The 16,016-nt window shown below is 64.6% G+C and carries 20 protein-coding genes; 11 read left to right on the top strand and 9 right to left on the bottom strand.

The window, feature by feature from the left end:
- Positions 1 to 12 precede the first annotated feature (12 nt).
- Both SPH52_RS05895 and SPH52_RS05900 read right to left on the bottom strand, forming a co-directional pair.
- A complete protein-coding gene (locus tag SPH52_RS05895) occupies positions 13 to 1,458 on the bottom strand; it encodes a GntP family permease (protein ID WP_411794062.1) in 1,446 nt (481 codons plus the stop codon).
- Complete coding sequence (locus SPH52_RS05900) at positions 1,455 to 2,579, bottom strand: patatin-like phospholipase family protein (RefSeq protein WP_411794063.1); 1,125 nt, start codon at positions 2,577 to 2,579, stop codon at positions 1,455 to 1,457. Before SPH52_RS05900 ends, SPH52_RS05895 begins: the two co-directional genes overlap by 4 nt.
- Before the next feature lie 194 nt (positions 2,580 to 2,773).
- Between SPH52_RS05900 and SPH52_RS05905 the strand changes: the two genes are divergently transcribed.
- A complete protein-coding gene (locus SPH52_RS05905; RefSeq protein ID WP_411794064.1) occupies positions 2,774 to 2,965 on the top strand; it encodes a hypothetical protein in 192 nt (63 codons plus the stop codon).
- A 37-nt stretch (positions 2,966 to 3,002) separates the two neighbouring features.
- Here SPH52_RS05905 and SPH52_RS05910 read toward each other — a convergent pair whose 3' ends face one another.
- The 5 genes from SPH52_RS05910 to SPH52_RS05930 all read right to left on the bottom strand — a co-directional run bounded on the left by SPH52_RS05910 (position 3,003) and on the right by SPH52_RS05930 (position 6,906).
- A complete protein-coding gene (locus tag SPH52_RS05910) occupies positions 3,003 to 3,611 on the bottom strand; it encodes an NADPH-dependent FMN reductase (protein ID WP_411794065.1) in 609 nt (202 codons plus the stop codon).
- A 44-nt stretch (positions 3,612 to 3,655) separates the two neighbouring features.
- A complete protein-coding gene (locus tag SPH52_RS05915) occupies positions 3,656 to 4,597 on the bottom strand; it encodes a pirin family protein (RefSeq protein ID WP_411794066.1) in 942 nt (313 codons plus the stop codon).
- A gap of 103 nt (positions 4,598 to 4,700) precedes the next feature.
- Positions 4,701 to 5,276, bottom strand: coding sequence for an antibiotic biosynthesis monooxygenase (locus SPH52_RS05920; protein WP_411794067.1), 576 nt, complete (start codon positions 5,274 to 5,276; stop codon positions 4,701 to 4,703).
- Positions 5,277 to 5,345: 69 nt separating this feature from the next.
- The gene (gene ycaC / locus SPH52_RS05925) at positions 5,346 to 5,966 is read right to left on the bottom strand and encodes an isochorismate family cysteine hydrolase YcaC (protein WP_411794068.1); all 621 of its coding nucleotides are present in this window, start codon (positions 5,964 to 5,966) and stop codon (positions 5,346 to 5,348) included.
- Positions 5,967 to 6,036: 70 nt separating this feature from the next.
- Positions 6,037 to 6,906: a pirin family protein gene (locus tag SPH52_RS05930; RefSeq protein WP_411794069.1), complete on the bottom strand. Its 870-nt coding sequence runs from the start codon at positions 6,904 to 6,906 to the stop codon at positions 6,037 to 6,039.
- A gap of 125 nt (positions 6,907 to 7,031) precedes the next feature.
- Here SPH52_RS05930 and SPH52_RS05935 point away from each other — a divergent pair, with 125 nt between their 5' ends.
- A complete protein-coding gene (locus tag SPH52_RS05935) occupies positions 7,032 to 7,997 on the top strand; it encodes a LysR substrate-binding domain-containing protein (RefSeq protein WP_411794070.1) in 966 nt (321 codons plus the stop codon).
- A 10-nt stretch (positions 7,998 to 8,007) separates the two neighbouring features.
- Positions 8,008 to 8,340, top strand: a complete 333-nt coding sequence (locus SPH52_RS05940; protein ID WP_411794071.1) for a TfoX/Sxy family protein — start codon at positions 8,008 to 8,010, stop codon at positions 8,338 to 8,340.
- An 8-nt stretch (positions 8,341 to 8,348) separates the two neighbouring features.
- Here the strand turns inward: SPH52_RS05940 and SPH52_RS05945 are convergent, their stop codons facing one another.
- Both SPH52_RS05945 and SPH52_RS05950 read right to left on the bottom strand, forming a co-directional pair.
- Positions 8,349 to 8,474 carry a hypothetical protein gene (locus SPH52_RS05945; protein ID WP_411794072.1) on the bottom strand — a complete coding sequence of 42 codons (126 nt, stop codon included), beginning with the start codon at positions 8,472 to 8,474 and terminating at the stop codon, positions 8,349 to 8,351.
- The gene (locus SPH52_RS05950) at positions 8,471 to 9,679 is read right to left on the bottom strand and encodes an MFS transporter (protein WP_411794073.1); all 1,209 of its coding nucleotides are present in this window, start codon (positions 9,677 to 9,679) and stop codon (positions 8,471 to 8,473) included. Before SPH52_RS05950 ends, SPH52_RS05945 begins: the two co-directional genes overlap by 4 nt.
- Before the next feature lie 164 nt (positions 9,680 to 9,843).
- On the opposite strand from SPH52_RS05950, the gene SPH52_RS05955 reads away from it, so the two are divergent.
- The 8 genes from SPH52_RS05955 (at position 9,844) to SPH52_RS05990 (ending at position 15,903) form a co-directional block, all read left to right on the top strand.
- On the top strand, positions 9,844 to 10,026 hold the full coding sequence (locus SPH52_RS05955; protein ID WP_411794074.1) for a hypothetical protein: 183 nt from the start codon (positions 9,844 to 9,846) through the stop codon (positions 10,024 to 10,026).
- A gap of 81 nt (positions 10,027 to 10,107) precedes the next feature.
- Positions 10,108 to 10,383 carry a hypothetical protein gene (locus SPH52_RS05960; RefSeq protein ID WP_411794075.1) on the top strand — a complete coding sequence of 92 codons (276 nt, stop codon included), beginning with the start codon at positions 10,108 to 10,110 and terminating at the stop codon, positions 10,381 to 10,383.
- Positions 10,384 to 10,456: 73 nt separating this feature from the next.
- Entirely contained in the window at positions 10,457 to 11,308 is an 852-nt protein-coding gene (locus SPH52_RS05965) for a helix-turn-helix domain-containing protein (RefSeq protein WP_411794076.1), read from the top strand.
- Between the two features lie 101 nt (positions 11,309 to 11,409).
- Positions 11,410 to 12,444, top strand: a complete 1,035-nt coding sequence (locus SPH52_RS05970; RefSeq protein WP_411794077.1) for a histone deacetylase family protein — start codon at positions 11,410 to 11,412, stop codon at positions 12,442 to 12,444.
- Positions 12,445 to 12,504: 60 nt separating this feature from the next.
- Positions 12,505 to 12,861, top strand: a complete 357-nt coding sequence (locus tag SPH52_RS05975) for a RidA family protein (protein ID WP_411794078.1) — start codon at positions 12,505 to 12,507, stop codon at positions 12,859 to 12,861.
- A 1-nt stretch (position 12,862) separates the two neighbouring features.
- Positions 12,863 to 13,804 (top strand): ornithine cyclodeaminase family protein, encoded by a 942-nt coding sequence (locus tag SPH52_RS05980; protein ID WP_411794079.1) that lies wholly within the window; start codon positions 12,863 to 12,865, stop codon positions 13,802 to 13,804.
- Positions 13,801 to 14,919, top strand: coding sequence for a class II histone deacetylase (locus tag SPH52_RS05985; protein ID WP_411794080.1), 1,119 nt, complete (start codon positions 13,801 to 13,803; stop codon positions 14,917 to 14,919). The genes SPH52_RS05980 and SPH52_RS05985 overlap by 4 nt, the downstream gene beginning before the upstream one ends.
- 15 nt (positions 14,920 to 14,934) lie before the next feature.
- On the top strand, positions 14,935 to 15,903 hold the full coding sequence (locus tag SPH52_RS05990) for a branched-chain amino acid transaminase (protein WP_411794081.1): 969 nt from the start codon (positions 14,935 to 14,937) through the stop codon (positions 15,901 to 15,903).
- Positions 15,904 to 16,016 lie beyond the last annotated feature (113 nt).

Genomic DNA, 16,016 nt, shown 5'->3' on the forward strand with positions numbered 1-16,016 from the left:
ATGGCGAGCTGGTCAGAACGAGCCGACCAGCGAGCCCACCACGATCAGTAGTACCAAGGAGATGATCGGCCCGAGCACGGCCACTGCGGCGATGTCCAGGTAGGCCTGGCGGTGGGTCAACCCGCAGATGGAGAGTAAGGTGATCACCGCGCCGTTGTGGGGCAGGGCATCCAGTCCGCCGGTGGCCACCGCCGTGACCCGGTGGAGCAGGTCAGGCGAGATGCCCGCCGCCTGGCCCATGGCCAGGTAGGTGTCACCGAGGGTCGATAGTGCGATGCTCATGCCACCGGAAGCAGAGCCGGTCATGCCGGCCAGCAGGTTGACCGCAATGGCCAGCGAGATCAGCGGGTTGTCGCCGCCGGCGGTAGTCACCCAGGCGCTGATGGCATCGAACGCGGCGAGCGAGGCGATCACCGAGCCGAAGCCGACCAGGCTCGCGGTATTGAAGATCGGCAGCAGAGAAGCGTTGGCGCCGCTGTCCAGCGAGGCGGTCAGCTGCTGCAGCCGCGGCCAGTTGAGCGCGATCAGCACGAGGATGGAGAGCACCAGGGCGGCGATCACCGACCACACGCCGCGCACCGAATCGATGCTGGTGGCGCCGTAGACCGGGTCTGCCAGGTAGCCGGTGTCCATGGCCGGGATGACCACCACGGTGAACAGCAGGTTCAGTGCGATCACCAGCACGATGGGCAGCAGTGCCAGGGGCAGGCTGGGCAGCCCGCTGCGCGGCTGAGATTCGACCTCGGCCAGGTCGAAGCCTTCGCCGGCGGCGCGCTCGCGCAGGTGATCGGCGGGCGCCGGTTCGCTTGCATGCTCGCCGTACCCTTCACCGGCCGCCCGGGCCTGCCTGGCGCGGTAGGTGAGCCAGGCCTGCCCCAAGCCCAGCATGATCAGCCCGGTCATGATGCCGAGCCCCGGTGCGGCGAAGGGTGAGGTGCCGAAGAACGGCATCGGGATGGCGTTCTGGATCGCCGGGGTGCCGGGCAGGGCGGTCATGGTGAAAGTGAAGGCGCCGAGCGCGATGGTACCGGGGATCAGCCGCTTGGGTAGATCGGCCTTGCGGAACAGCGCCGCGGCAATGGGAAAGACGGCGAAGGCCACCACGAACAGTGACACGCCACCGTAGGTCATCACCGCGCAGGAGAGCACTACGGCGAGAATTGCCCGGCTTTCACCCAGACGCTCGACGATGGCACCGGCCAGTACCTCCGCGCTACCGGAATCCTCCATCAGCTTGCCGAAGATCGCCCCGAGCAGGAAGAGGGGGAAATAGCTGACGATGAAACCGCCCGCCGAGCCCATGAATACCTGGGTGTAGCTGGCCAGCAGTGGAGTATCCACCGAGACCAGTGCCACCAGGGCGGCCAATGCCGGAGCCAGGATCAGCAAGCTCAGGCCGCGGTAGGCCAGGTACATCAGCAGGGCCAGCGCAACGACGATGGCAAGGATACCGCTCATGCCTTGCCCCCCTTACGCTTATCGGCACCTTTATCCTTGGCTTTATCCGGAGTGGAACCTTCGTCCATGTCGGTAGGGCGCGCGAGCGGCCGGAATGTATCGTCGAATACGGCGTTGAGATCGAAGGTGGAGCATTGACCCAGGGAACCGAAGTTGTTCTCGAGCCATAGGTCGGCCCAGCCGCGGCCTTGGCGATAGAGGCGCGAGACGAAATCCCACTGGGCGTTGAGCTTGCTCGAGGCGCTGAGCTTTTCCACTTCTTGCTCGGCGTGGATCAGGTGCAGGCGCATGGAGCGGTAGCGCTCCACCTCGAGGCCTTCGGCGTCGATCAGTTGCTGTAGCAGTTGGATGCTGCGCAGCTCCTTGATCAGGCTGGTATTGAAGGTGATCTCGTTGATGCGGTTGATGATGTCCCGGGCGCTGTCCGGCAGTTTCTGACGCACCAGTGGGTTGACCTGTACCACCACCAGATCCTGGCAATCCATGTCGTCTACCAGCGGGAACAGCGCTGGGTTGCCGCTGTAGCCGCCGTCCCAGTAGGCCTCTCCATCGATTTCCACTGCCGGGAACATGAACGGCAGGCAGGCCGAGGCCATCACCGTGTCCACGGTGATCTCCGGCTGACGAAACACCTTGGCGCGGCCGGTTCTGACGTTGGTGGCGGTGACGTACACCTTGGCCTTGCGGCAGGCGTTGACGCGCTCGAAGTCGACCAGCTTGCATACCAGGTCACGCAGCGGGTTGAGCTTCATCGGGTTGAGCTTGGCCGGGGCGATGAGCTGGGTGAGGCTCTCGAACATCAGGTAGCTGGGCGAGTTGTCCAGGCTGCTGTTGCCCATCAAGCGATCCCAGGGCGTCGGCTGGATGGGCGAGAAGCGCGCCGCATCGCTGACGCCGCGCCAGAAATTATGCAGCGCCTCACGCGCACCCTCGCGGCCGCCGCGATGCAGGCCGTCGGCCAGTACCACGGCATTCATTGCGCCGGCGCTGGTGCCGCTCACGCCGTCGATTTCCAGACGCTCGTCTTCCAGCAGCCTGTCGAGTACGCCCCACGTCAGTGCGCCATGGGAACCGCCCCCTTGAAGGGCGAGGTCGATGTGTTTGCGAGTTTCCTTGGGCATGCCACCTCCTGTGTCATTCATGCTGCGACGCAGTATAGGCCGCCAGTGAGCAACCGTCCTCCCGGTGTCGGCAGGAAAGGCGAAGGTGGCTTGAACTAAAGTCTAATAAAATGGATAATATGGAAAATTATTCCATATATATCGATCCATGAATTTTTCAAGGAGGCGGTTCCGCCAGGAGCCGTAACCAAGCCATGACGACACTACGTTTCTTGACCATCTGGGATCAGCCCCTGGCCAGCCGGCGCGATCCGAGCGAAGTGGAAACCGACGCGGCGCCTCTCACCGAGCGTTTCCTGACCATCTGGGACAGTCCGCGCCCGCGCCAAGCCAAGTCGAACGCGAGCAAACGCGCCGCGCGCAAGTTGCCCAAGTTCTATCTCTGAGGGTACCCGGGTCGTTACAGGGTAGGGTGCTTGCCGCTCATGATCCGTCCGTGGGCTCGGCAGCTTGCAGTTTGGCCAGAGTGGTCACCAGCCGCCGGCAGAGTGCATCGAGCCGTTGCTGCTGGCTTTCGTCCGTCAGCTCGCCGGCCTCGCCGAAGGCCTGGGCCGCGCGGGGAACGGCCAGCGGGTTGGGCAGTACGGTTACCCCGAGGTTGCTCAATAGTTGGCGGATCAGGGCCAGGCTGCGCATGCCGCCGAACGCTCCTGGCGAAGCGGAAACCACTGCCGCCACCCGGTCGGCGAACAGGGCCAGACCGCTGCGCTCGCCATCCGAGCGTGACATCCAATCGAGGGTGTTCTTCATCAACGGCGTGATGAAGCCGTTGTACTCCGGCGAGGCCAACAGCAGCCCCTGGTGCTCGGCAAGCAAGTTCTGCAGGCTGCGAGCGCTGGCCGGCAGGCCCTCCCGGCTTTCCAGGTCGCCGTCGTAGAGGGGCAGCGGATAGTCGCGCAGGTCGATGAAGGTCGCCTGGCCGCCGACGCGGTCGATCCGCTCGGCGGCCAGGTGGGCAAGACGCTTGTTGTAGGAGTTTTCTCTGGCACTGCCGGCGAATACCAGGATGCGCGGTGGCGTATGGATCGTCATGGGCTATGGTCCCTCTGTCAGTGGTCGCTGAAGCTGCGTAGTACTCAGGCCCTCCAGGGCAATGGCGGCGGCATCAGGCGCTCGCCCTGAAACTGAGGAATGCTGCCGAAGCGTTCGCTGCTGGCCTCCCAGTCGTTTTGGGCCTCGATGATCTCGGCCTTGCTGTGGCCGACGAAGTTCCACCAGATCAGGATCTCTTCCCCCAGCGGCTCGCCACCGACAAGGATGGCGCGTCCTCCCTCCGGCAGTTCGAGGGCAACCTGGCTGCGCCCGCGTCCCAGGTAGGCCAGCTCATTGGCGACGAAGCGCTCCCCCTCGATAATGAGTTCGCCGTCCAGTGGCAGCAGGCCGTACTCGAAGTCCTCGCGCAGCGGCAAGGTCAGCGAGCCGGCCGACGTCGCCAACAGGTCCAGGCCTACCAGCGGTGAGAAAGCCAGTGTCGCTGCACGATGGCCGGCGAATTCACCGATCAGCAGGGTCAGCTCTAAAGCTCCATCGCGCCAGTGCGGCAGCTGCGGATAATGATCGAAGCGCGGGTCTGTACGGCGCTGGGCCTCGGGCAAGGCGATCCACAGCTGGGCGGCATGCAGGTGCGTCTCTCCCGGCACCGACTCCTCGGTGTGGCTGATGCCGCGGCCGGCGGTCATCAGGTTGACCTGGCCGGGACGGATCACCTGCTCGTTGCCCAGGCTGTCTCGATGCAGCACTTCTCCTGCGATCATCCAGGTGAAGGTTTGCAGTCCGATGTGCGGGTGGGGGCCGACGCGCAAGCCTCTTGAGTCGCCCTTGAATACCGCCGGGCCGGCATGATCGAGGAAGCACCAGGCGCCGATCAGACGTCGATGGCGTGAGGGCAGCACTCGGTTGACGGGAATGCCGCCGACATCGGCCGTGCGTGGTGCGACGTGCTGTACCTGATGCTTGCCATCGACGATGGGGCAGTCCAGTGAGGAGGAGGGATCGGCGTCGTTGACGAGGTTGCTCATGCTGGGCTTCTCAGTGATGGCGAGAGGGGAAACGCTGGCAGGGTTCGCTTCAGCATAGGCGGTTGCTTCGCTGACTGCTGTTGTGGGGTCGAGCCGGGTGGGTTCAGCGAAACAGCCATGACGCGACCAGTTTCACCACTCGCGGCATGATGACGTAGACCACCAGGCCCACGATGGTGGCGGCGACCAGGCCGTGGCGAATGCCCCAAGTGCCGAGGGCGGGCAGCAGGCCGAAGAGCGGTAGCCACAGCAGGGGGACGATCATGGTCAGGGGCCAGATTACCGCGGTGGTCACCAACCACTGCTTCCAGCGAGTCGGCTGCTTGCCGGTGGGGGTGGGCGGGGTGAACCAGTAGTCGATGCCGCTGACGATCTCCACCCGCTCGGCCTGCTGCAGGTCGCCCTGGATGGACGCCATCAGCTCGCGGCGCTCGGCGGATTCCCGCCAGCGCCGGGCGTCGTCGTCGCTGGCGAAGCGCACGGCGATCTCGTAGTCATGATGGCCCTCGGGCGGGCGCAGGATATGCACCCCCTGGTGGCCGGGGAAGCGGCCGGCGATCGTGATGATCTGGCGCAGCCAGGTCTCGTAGCGCTCCACGGCCTCGGGCCGGACCCGATGGTGGATCTGGATGGTTACTCCCTCGCAGTGATCGGAGGGGAGGGACTCGTGAGTGGACATGGCGCCTCCTTGGCTGGCCGGAATGGGGCGAATGGCCAGAGCCCGGCAAGTGCCGGGCCCCACACCGTTTTAGCCCTTCTGGGCGGTGTAGCTCTGGATCAGGTTGGCGTAGGCGGGCAGGTGGCCGGCCAGCAGGCCGCCGAAGCCCTCGATATCGTTGCGCCAGTCGCGGTGCAGCTCGCAGCCCACCCCGAACCAGGTCATCAGCTGAGCGCCTGCCTGGGACATGCGATCCCAGGCGGCGTCGCGGGTGGTCTGGTTGAAGGTGCCGGAGGCATCGGTGACCACGAAGACCTCATAGCCCTCCTCCAGGGCTGAGAGGGTCGGGAAGGCCACGCATACCTCGGTGACCACGCCGGCGATCAGCAACTGCTTCTTGCCGGTGGCCTTGACCGCGGCCACGAACTCCTCGTTGTCCCATGCGTTGATCTGCCCGGGGCGGGCGAAATAGGGGGCATTGGGAAACATCTCCTTGAGCTCCGGCACCATTGGCCCATTGGGGCCATCCTCGAAGCTGGTGGTGAGGATGGTGGGGATCTCGAAGAACTTGGCGATGTCGGCCAGGGCCAGGACGTTGTTCTTGAAGTCGTCGGGGCTGAAGTCGCGCACCAGCGAGAGCAGGCCGGCCTGATGATCGACCATCAGCAGGGCGACATCGTCCTTGTTCAGTCGGTTGTAGGTATAGGACATGGTTTTTTCTCCATGGTTGGGTGGATGCGCCCGGTCTAGGGGCCGGGCGCGGTCGGCTGCGACGACGCCGCTAGCCCTCCAGGCGGCCGAACTTGCCGGCCTGAAAATCGGTGAAGGCTTGGTGGAGCTCATCCACGCTGTTCATGACGAAGGGGCCCTGGCCCACTACCGGCTCTTCGATGGGTTCTCCGCCGAGCAGCAGCAGCCGGGCATCGTTGTTGGCTTCCAGGCGGATCTCCTCGCCCTTGCGCTCGAAGCACACCAGACTGGCATCCCGCACCAGGGCATCGCCATTGACCTGTACCGTTCCCTCGAGCACCACCAGCAAGGTAGTGTGGCCCTCGGGCACGCGTAGGGTCGTCTCTGCGCCGGCCTTGAGCTGCAGGTCCCAGACGTTGATCGGGCTGAAGGTGTGAGCCGGTCCCGCATGTCCCTGATATTCACCGGCAATGACCCGCAGCTCCCCGGCGCGCCCAGGCAGTGCCACGCGAGGGATGTCGGCGTCGAGCAGCGTCTGGTAGGCCGCAGGGGTCGACTTGTGCCTGGCCGGCAGGTTGACCCAAAGCTGCACCATTTCCAGGGTGCCGCCTTGCTCGGTGAAGGCCCGCGAGTGGAACTCCTCGTGCACGATTCCCGCCCCGGCCGTCATCCACTGGACGTCGCCTTGGCCGATATGCCCGCCGCTGCCGGTAGAATCGCGATGCTCCAGCTCGCCGCGGTAGACCAGGGTCACGGTCTCGAAGCCGCGGTGCGGGTGGGCACCGACGCCGCGAGGCCGGGGGCTCGGCGGGAAGTCGTAGGGGCCGGCATGATCGAGCAGCAGGAAGGGGCTCAAGTGGTCGGCGCCCAAACGGTCGTAGGCGAACAGCGAGCGCACCGGAAAACCATCGCCCACCCAGTGGCCGCGTGGGGCGCCATAAATACCGAGGATTTTCTTCATGATCTGGCTCCTGCTTGATTGGCCGCTTGGCCGATAGAGAAAGCCTAGAGATGCAACGAACTTGTCGGTAGTGGCTATAATTCACACTCTGCGTTCCATGAGTAGAACGATAAGAGCGAACGACCATGCAAGACCTCAACGATCTCTATTACTTCGTGCAGGTGGTGGATCACGGGGGCTTTGCTCCCGCCGGTCGCGCCCTGGGCTTACCCAAGTCGAAGCTGAGTCGGCGCATCGCGCAGCTGGAGGAGCGGTTGGGCACCCGGCTGATCCAGCGTTCGACGCGCCACCTGTCGGTTACCGAGCTGGGTCAGGCCTACTATCGACACTGCGTGGCGATGCTGGTCGAGGCCGAAGCGGCAGAAGAACTGATCAAGACCAATCTTCAGCAGCCGCGGGGAACGGTGCGGCTGAGTTGTCCGCCGAGCCTGCTGCACTATCTGATTACACCGCTGCTGGTGCGTTTCATGGCGCAGTGCCCCGACGTGGAGGTGCAGGTGGAGGCCACCAGCCGCCGGGTGGATGTGATCAAGGAGGGTCTTGACATGGCCATCCGGGTTCGCTTCCCGCCGCTCGAGGACAGCGACCTCTCCATGAAGGTATTGTCGCGCAGCCCCCAGCGCCTGCTGGCCGCGCCAGCGCTATTCGAGGAATGGCCGAAGCCTCGGGCACCAGGTGACCTGGCGGGATTGCCCAGTCTGGATTTCGACCAGGTCGACAGGCAGCACCTCTGGGTGCTCGACGGACCGGACGGAGCGAGCGCCAGGATTCGCCACCACCCCCGGCTGGTGACCGATCACGCTGAGACGTTGCATCAGGCCGCTCTAGCGGGCCTCGGCGTGGCCAAGTTGGCCCTGCTGGTGGCTGGCAACGACTTGCAGGCGGGACGCCTCGTTGACGTGCTTCCCGGCTGGGAGCCACGGGGCGGCATTCTGCACGCCGTTTTCCCCTCGCGACGTGGTGTGCTGCCTGCTGTGCGAGCGCTGCTCGACTTCCTGGCTGAAAATATCGACGACATCGACTTCACCAGCGAAACCGCCTGGACACTGTTGCACGGTGAACATGGAAGACAGGAGGCGAGTGAGGCATGAGGCAGGCTGCATGAACGATTATACGGATTATCTGCAGGACGTCTTCGCGCAGTTCGGGCCGGTGTCCGCGCGTCGCATGTTCGGGGGCTACGGGCTTTACCACCAGGGCCTGATGTTTGCTCTGGTGGCCGACGATGTCCTTTATTTGAAAACGGATGATGGCAATGTCGGCGACTTCGAGCGGGAGGAACTCGAGCCGTTCCTTTACCACAAGGGTGGCCGCGAAGTACGAATGTCCTACTACCGGGCGCCAGAGGCGATCTTCGAGGATCAGGAGCTGGCGGCGGAATGGGCGGGCGGTGCCTTCGCCGCGGCGCTACGCGCCAAGGCGGGCAAGCGCTGAGGTCAGGCTCAACACAGCCGCATGCCGAACAGCAGCAGCGAAGCGTCGGCCGTTTGCCAGCCCCACCAGACCAGGGCCAGGGCACCGCCGAGGGCCAGCAGCACGGCGAGTTTCACCAAATGGATCCGACTCATGCCTGGGCCTCCAGGGGCGCGGAGCGCTTGATGGGTGCCTCGCTGATGAACCAGTGCAGCAGGGCGGCGATCACGGAGAGCAGAATGGCGAGCTTCCATACCACATCATAGTCGCCGTGCAGGTCGTAGAGCATGCCGCCCAGCCATACGCCGGTGAACGAGCCGACCTGATGGAACAGGAATACGATACCGCCGAGCATGGAGAGGTGGCGCACGCCGAACACCGCGGCCACGATGCCGTTGGTCAGCGGCACCGTTGAGAGCCACAGCAGGCCCATGGCAATACCGAACAGGTAGGCGCTGGTCGGGCTCAGCGGCATGAAGACGAAGGCGGCGATCACCGCGCCGCGGGTCAAGTAGAGCCAGCTGAGTAGCCTCGGCTTGGAGTAGATGCCCCCCAGCCAGCCAGCGGCATAGGTGCCGAAGATGTTGAACAGGCCGACCAGCGCCAGGACGGTGCTGCCTACGTGCAGGGCCATGCCGTTGTCGAACAGGTAGCCGGGCAGGTGCACACCGATGAACACCACTTGGAAGCCGCAGACGAAGAAGCCCAGGCACAGCAGCCAGAAACCGCGGTGCCCGGCGGCCTCGTCCAGCGCTCCGCGCAGCGAAAGGTCGGTGGCCAGGCGAGCGGAGGGGCGATCCTTCAGCATGGCGCCAAGCGGTACCATCATGGCCGCCAGGGCGCCCATCGCCAGCAGTGCCGCCGACCAGCCGAGCCAGCCGAGCAGGCCCAGGGTACCCGGGAGCATGGCGAACTGACCGAACGAGCCCGCCGCACTGACGATGCCCATGGCCATGCTGCGCTTTTCCGGTGCCACGGCACGGCCCACGGCGCCGAGGATCACCGAAAAGGTGGTGCCCGAAAGCCCCAGGCCGATCAGCACCCCGGCCGAGAGCGACATACCCAGCGCCGATTCGGAAAGCCCCATGAGCAGCAGGCCAAGGGCGTAGAGTACACCACCCACTACTACCACACGGGCGGCGCCGAAGCGGTCGGCCAGCGCCCCGGTGAAGGGTTGGGCGAAGCCCCAGATCAGGTTCTGCAGCGCCAGGGCGAAAGCGAATACCTCGCGCCCCCAGCCAAGATCGCTGCTCATCGGTTCCAGGAACAGGCCAAAGCCATGGCGCAACCCCATGGCCAGCGAGATGACCAGGCTGCCGAGCAGGATCAACAGCAGCGTGTGGCGACGAAGGGCGTCCATTTCGTGTTATTCCTGTTTGCAGGCTAACGAGCATGCACTATCGCGCTTTATCCAGGGGCTGACAATGTCGCCATTTGGCGACTTCCTTGTAGCCGCTGCGCCACATGTGTAAAGGCGCTGTGATTCGCTATCATGAACACTGTTCGACAACCTGGAGATACACCATGTCACGGCGCCTGATGTTTCCGCTTCTCGTCGTCCTGTCCGCCATGCTGGTGGCAGGTTGCAGCTACCAGCCGGCACGCATCAAGTCCGAGCCGCTGATCGTCATCGACGATGGCCGGAGCGGCGGCCACCATGGAGGTAGGTTCTGTCCCCCAGGGCAGGCGAAGAAGGGCCGCTGCTGAAGCCCGCTAAACTGGTCTCCACATAACGACTCCGAACGGGAACCGAAGGGGCATCTGGAGCTCTTGCCCTGCGAGGTACACATGATGAGAACGTCCCTGCGTTTGCTCACCCTGGTTTTTCTACCTCTGATGCTGGCCCTGGCCGGCTGCAGCTATTCACCGGCCCGCATCACGCCTGAGCCACTGGTGGTGGTCGACGGTTCGCATCGTCACTATCACGGCGACAAGCATCGCCATCGCAGCCGTGATCGCTATGTGGAACGCCATTACTACTACGACGATCGCCGCTACCGGGACCGCCATCGTTATCGCGGTGGTTTCTGCCCCCCAGGGCAGGCCAAGAAGGGCCGCTGCTGAACGCGGTTTCCTGACATCGCTCGGCAGGGTAGTGTAGGAGCTTCCCTGACCGAGCGGACCTCAAGAAACCGTCATGTCTCTACTCGAACTGCGTGCCTGCAACCTCGGGCAGGAGCACATTGCCCATGACCATGCCCACCATCAGCTGATCCTGGCAACCTGTGGCCGTACAGAGCTCGAAATCGAGGGCATTGGCGACCGTATCACGGGGGCTCGTGGCTGCCTGATCCCTTGTGCCCACCACCACGCATACGAGGGAGATGGGCGTAACCGCACGCTGGTACTCGATCTTCCCTTGGCCGCACTGGGGGAAATGCGCGCCGGTGAGGGGTGGCAGCAACTATTCGAGCGTCCCCGCTTTTTCACTGTGCCGTTTCGGCTCAATCGCCTCGCGGCCACACTGATGACCCAGCTCGAGCAGTTCCCGGCCCTGCACAGCGAAATCGCGGCACTGCTGCTACGCGCGCTATACCTGCATTTCGAGGAGCAGTCGCCCGACCTCTCGGTTCACTCTTCACCTACCCATCGACCCGCTGAGCGCATCGAGATCGAGCGTCTGGATGCCTGGATCGACCGGCATCTCGCCGACGAGATCCGCGTCGAGCAGTTGGCAGCGCAGTGCGCTCTCAGCGCCGGACATTTCCATGCCCTGTTTCGTGAATTGACCGGCATCACGCCGCTGGCTCATGTCCAACGGCGCCGGCTCGATCATGCGCGGGCACTGGTTGGCCACAGCGACCTGAGCCTGGGGCATATCGCGGCGCTGGTCGGCTTCCGCGACCAGGGCAGCTTCAGTCGTGCCTACCGGCGTCATTTCGATACGGCTCCCTCCCAGGAGCGGCGTCGCGCCGAGGCAACTGCAGAGCCTGGGGCAAATCGGCCTGAATCAGGGGCAAGCATCTCTGGCCCCAGCGTTCTAACCTGAGAGTACTGTAACGGCTTTGCCGCGGCCCGGCCGAGCACCTGACGTGCGCGCGGTCATCCAATATCGCTTCACTTCCAATATCGCTTCGCCAAGGACCCGAGATGAAGCTCTTCTATCATCCTGACCAGGACTACCATGCGCCGGCCAGCTTTCTGCTACGTGGCCAGCTCACGGCCTCGCCGGAGGGGCCGGTGCGTGCCGAGCTGCTGTCCGAAGGCTTGGCCGCCGTGGGCTTTTCCTTGCACGAGCCGGCAGACGTCGATTCCCCGCGCCTGCGTAGCCGCCTGGCCCAGATCCACACGCCGCGCTACCTGAGCTTCCTGGAGACGATCCATGCCCGTTGGCGCGAGCTGCCGGGCGCCTCCGAGCTAGTGATGCCCAACATCCACCCGTGCGGTGGCGGCCACCACTACCCACGCCATGCAGTGGGGCAAGCGGGATGGCACCTGCACGACATGGCTTGCCCCATCGGCGCCGACAGCTTCCGCGGCATCCTGGCCAGTGCGGCCACCGCCCAGGCGGCCGCCGAGGCGCTGCTCGGCGGCCATGGCACCACCTATGCACTGTGCCGACCGCCGGGCCACCATGCCGGGCCGGATCGGGCCGGGGGGTTCTGCTTCGTCAACAACTCGGCGCTGGCGGCAACGGTACTGCGTGAGCATTTCTCGCGGGTCGCCATCCTTGACGTCGACCTGCACCACGGTAACGGCACCCAGGACATCTTCTACTACCGCGGCGATGTCTGGACCGGCTCACTTCACGTGGACCCGGCCGATTTCTACCCCTTCTTCTGGGGCGGTGCCGGCGAGGAGGGCATGGGCGAGGGACTCGGTGCCAACGTCAACCTGCCGTTGCCGTTGGGCAGTAGCGGCGCCGTCTTCCTCGAAGCGCTGGAAAAGCTGATCGAACGCATGCAAGCTTTCCGCCCCGAGGCGGTAGTGATCGCCTTGGGGCTGGATGCTCATCGTGACGATCCGCTGGCTGGCATGACGCTCGAGACCGAGGATTTCGCCATGGTTGGCCAGCGCCTGCGCCGGTTGGGCTTGCCCGCCGTACTGGTACAGGAAGGGGGCTATCCGACCGAGCACCTTGGCAATAACCTGGCCGCCTTCATGGAAGGGTTCACCCATTCCTGAAGTGCGATGCCGAACACCATCACCAAGCAAACCACACAGCACCATTATGGAGAGTCAGGCATGACGATTGAGTATCAGGAAAGCAACGCCCGCATGAGCCAGGTCGCCATTCACAACGGCACGGTCTATCTGGCCGGCCAGGTACCGGGCGATGCCACTGCCGACATGCGCGGCCAGACCGAACAGGTACTGGCACGTATCGACGAGCTGCTGGCTCAGGCCGGGACTTCCAAGGAGAACCTCATTTCGGCTCAGGTCTGGGTGACCGACATGGCGGAGTTCGGCCAGATGAACGAGGCCTGGGAAGCCTGGGTGGTGCCGGGTCGCCCACCGGTGCGCGCCGCGCTCGAGGCCAAGCTGGCCAAGCCCGAGTGGAAGGTAGAGATCATGGTGATCGCGGCGCTGCCGGAGGCCTGAGATGCGCATCGTCACAGCCGCAGAGGTGGCCGCAGCGCTGCCTTGGCCGGCTCTGGTCGAAAGCCTGGCGCTGACTTTTCGCGAAGGCGTGGAGTCACCGCCACGCCACCATCATGCCATGCATCGACCGGATGGCGAGGCCACCATGCTGCTGATGCCGGCCTGGGAACGGGCCGGCTATATCGGCGTGAAGATGGTCAATGTCTTTCCGCAGAATGCCGACCATGGTCTGCCGGCCATTTCCGGTGTGTACCTGCTGAGCGAGGGCGCCCACGGGCGCCCTCTGGCCTGTCTCGACGGCAGTGAGCTGACCCGGCGCCGCACGGCGGCGGCCTCAGCCCTGGCAGCCCGTGAACTGGCCCGTGAGGATGCCGAATCGCTGCTGGTGGTGGGCACCGGCAAGCTGGCGCCCATGGTGATCGAGGCGCATGCCGCGGTGCGACCCATCAAGCGGGTGCGGGTCTGGGGGCGCAACCCCGAAAAAGCACGGCAACTGGCGGCCGAGTATGCCGAGCGTTTCGATTGTGCGGCGATCGAGGATCTCGAGGCGGCGGTGCGTGCAGCCGACGTGATCAGTTGCGTGACGCTTTCCAACGAGCCGTTGATCCACGGCGAATGGCTTGCTCCGGGCGCTCATCTCGACCTTATCGGGGCATTTCGTCCGAGCATGCGCGAAACCGACGCCGAGTGCCTGCGCCGAGGTGAAGTGTACGTCGACACCTACGCCGGCGCCCTGGGCGAAGCGGGTGACATCCTCCAGGCCATCGATGAAGGGGCGTTCTCCTTCGATGATATTGCCGCCGAGCTGGCGGAACTCCTCAGGGGAGAGAAGTCCGGGCGTTCATCGTCCACGGCGATCACCATATTCAAGTCGGTGGGGGCCTCACTGGAGGACCTGGCCGCTGCCATCGAGGTATGGGAACAGCTGGAGAAGCGGCCATGAGCGGCAATCGCAAGACGGGTTTCTTCTGGCATGAGCGCTGTTTCTGGCACGACCCCGGCGCTATTGGCGTGTTCTCGGCCCCATGGGAGTTCCTTCAGCCACAGCCCGCTTCGGAGAGCCCCGAGAGCAAGCGCCGGCTGAAGAACCTTCTCGAGGTCTCGGGACTGATCGACGAGCTCGAAGTGCGCAAGGCCCCCCCGGCCAGACGCGAGGATCTGGCGCGCTTCCATACCGGGCGCTACCTCGACGAGCTGGAGGAGGGTGACAAGCGCCGCGGGGGGGACGCCGGTGAATGCGCCCCCTACACGCCTGGCAGCCTGGCAGCGGCCAGGCAGTCGGCGGGCCTGGCGATTGCCGCAGTGGAGGCGGTGGCTAGCGGCGAATTGCGCAATGCCTATGCTCTGTGCCGCCCTCCAGGGCATCACGCCGAAGCCGACCGTGGTCGTGGCTTCTGCCTGCTTGGCAACATTCCGGTGGCCGTCATGCGGGCGCGGGCGCTGGGACAGGTAAGGCGCGTGGCCATTCTCGACTGGGACGTGCACCACGGCAACGGCCAGCAGGCTGCCTTCTATGACGACCCGGACGTGCTGACCGTGTCGATTCATCAGGCCGGCAACTACCCGCTGGATAGTGGTGACTTCAATGAGCTGGGCGAGGGGGCAGGCTATGGCGCCAACCTCAATCTGCCTTTACCCCCCGGCAGCGGTATCGGCGCCTACCGCTATGCCATGCAGGAACTGGTACTGCCCGCCATCGGCGGCTTTGCCCCCGACCTGATCGTCGTAGCCTGCGGCTATGATGCCTGCGGCAAGGATCCACTGGGCAAGATGATGCTCAACAGTGCGGCCTTCGCCGCCATGACCCAGCAGGTCAAGGCCATGGCCGAGCGCATCAGCAATGGCAAGCTGGTGATGATTCACGAAGGCGGCTATTCCGAGGGCTATGTGCCGCTGTGCGGCCATGCGGTGATCCAGGCCCTGGCGGGCAGCCGCACTGCGGTTCCCGATCCCCAGAACGACGAGATAGCCGCCTGGGCCTACCAGTCGCTGCAGCCCTACCAGCGTGCCCTGATCGATAGCTGTCGGGAAGGTTTTCGGCGTGCCGCACCGTTATGAACCGACGAGGACGACATGACACCGCTATATGATCGTGACGGCTGGATATGGCTGGATGGCAACTGGCTGCCCTGGCGAGACGCCCAGGTTCACTTGCTGACCCATACCCTGCACTACGGTATGGGCTGCTTCGAGGGGGTGCGAGCCTATGGGGGCGAGCAAGGCACGCAACTGTTTCGGGTCGCCGAGCACACCCGACGGCTGCTCGACAGCGCCCATGCCCTGGACATGCCGGTTGCCTTCGACGAGCAGGAACTGATCGAGGCCCAGCGCCAGTGCCTGGTGCGCAACGAGCTGCGCAATGCCTACCTCAAGCCCACGATCTTCTTCGGGGCGGAAGGGCTTGGGCTGAGGGCCAAGGAGCTCTCGGTGCATGTCATGGTCGCCGCCTGGGACCTGGGTGACTACATTTCGGGTGAGGCTGCCACGATCGGTCTTCGTGCGCTGACCTCCTCCTGGGCCCGGCACCACGTCAATATCAGCCTGTGCCGGGCCAAGACCAACGGCCACTACGTCAACTCCATGCTGGCGCTGAATACCGCCGTGAAGGCGGGCTTCGACGAGACCATCATGCTCGACCCCGAGGGATACGTGGCCGAGGCCTCCGCCGCCAACGTCTTCCTGCTGCGCGACGGCGTGCTGCATACTCCCGAAATCACCTCCTGCCTGCAGGGAATCACCCGCGACAGCGTGATCCAACTGGCTCGTGACGTACTCGGCATCGAGGTACGCGAGCGGCGTATCACCCGCGACGAGCTGTATACCGCCGATGAAGCCTTCGTCACCGGAACGGCCGCCGAGATCCTGCCGCTGCGCGAACTCGACGGGCGCCATATCGGCGCGCGAGCCGGTGCGCCTTGTCCGGGGCAGCCGATTGCCGAAGACTCCGTGACGGCTCGTTTGCAGCGACTTTATCACCGTCTTACGCGAGGCGAGCTGGATGACGACCTGTCTGTTTTCAATGGCTGGTTGACGCCGATCTAAGCCTTTCGTCTGAGGGTGCCCTGTCCTTCAGGACGCGCATCGCCATATACAGGCTGCTAATATGGCCGCATCTGAAGATAGTGGGGTGCAATGACTCAGGCAATCGCAGGTTT

Source organism: Halomonas sp. A29 (assembly GCF_046723295.1).
Classification (GTDB): domain Bacteria; phylum Pseudomonadota; class Gammaproteobacteria; order Pseudomonadales; family Halomonadaceae; genus Halomonas.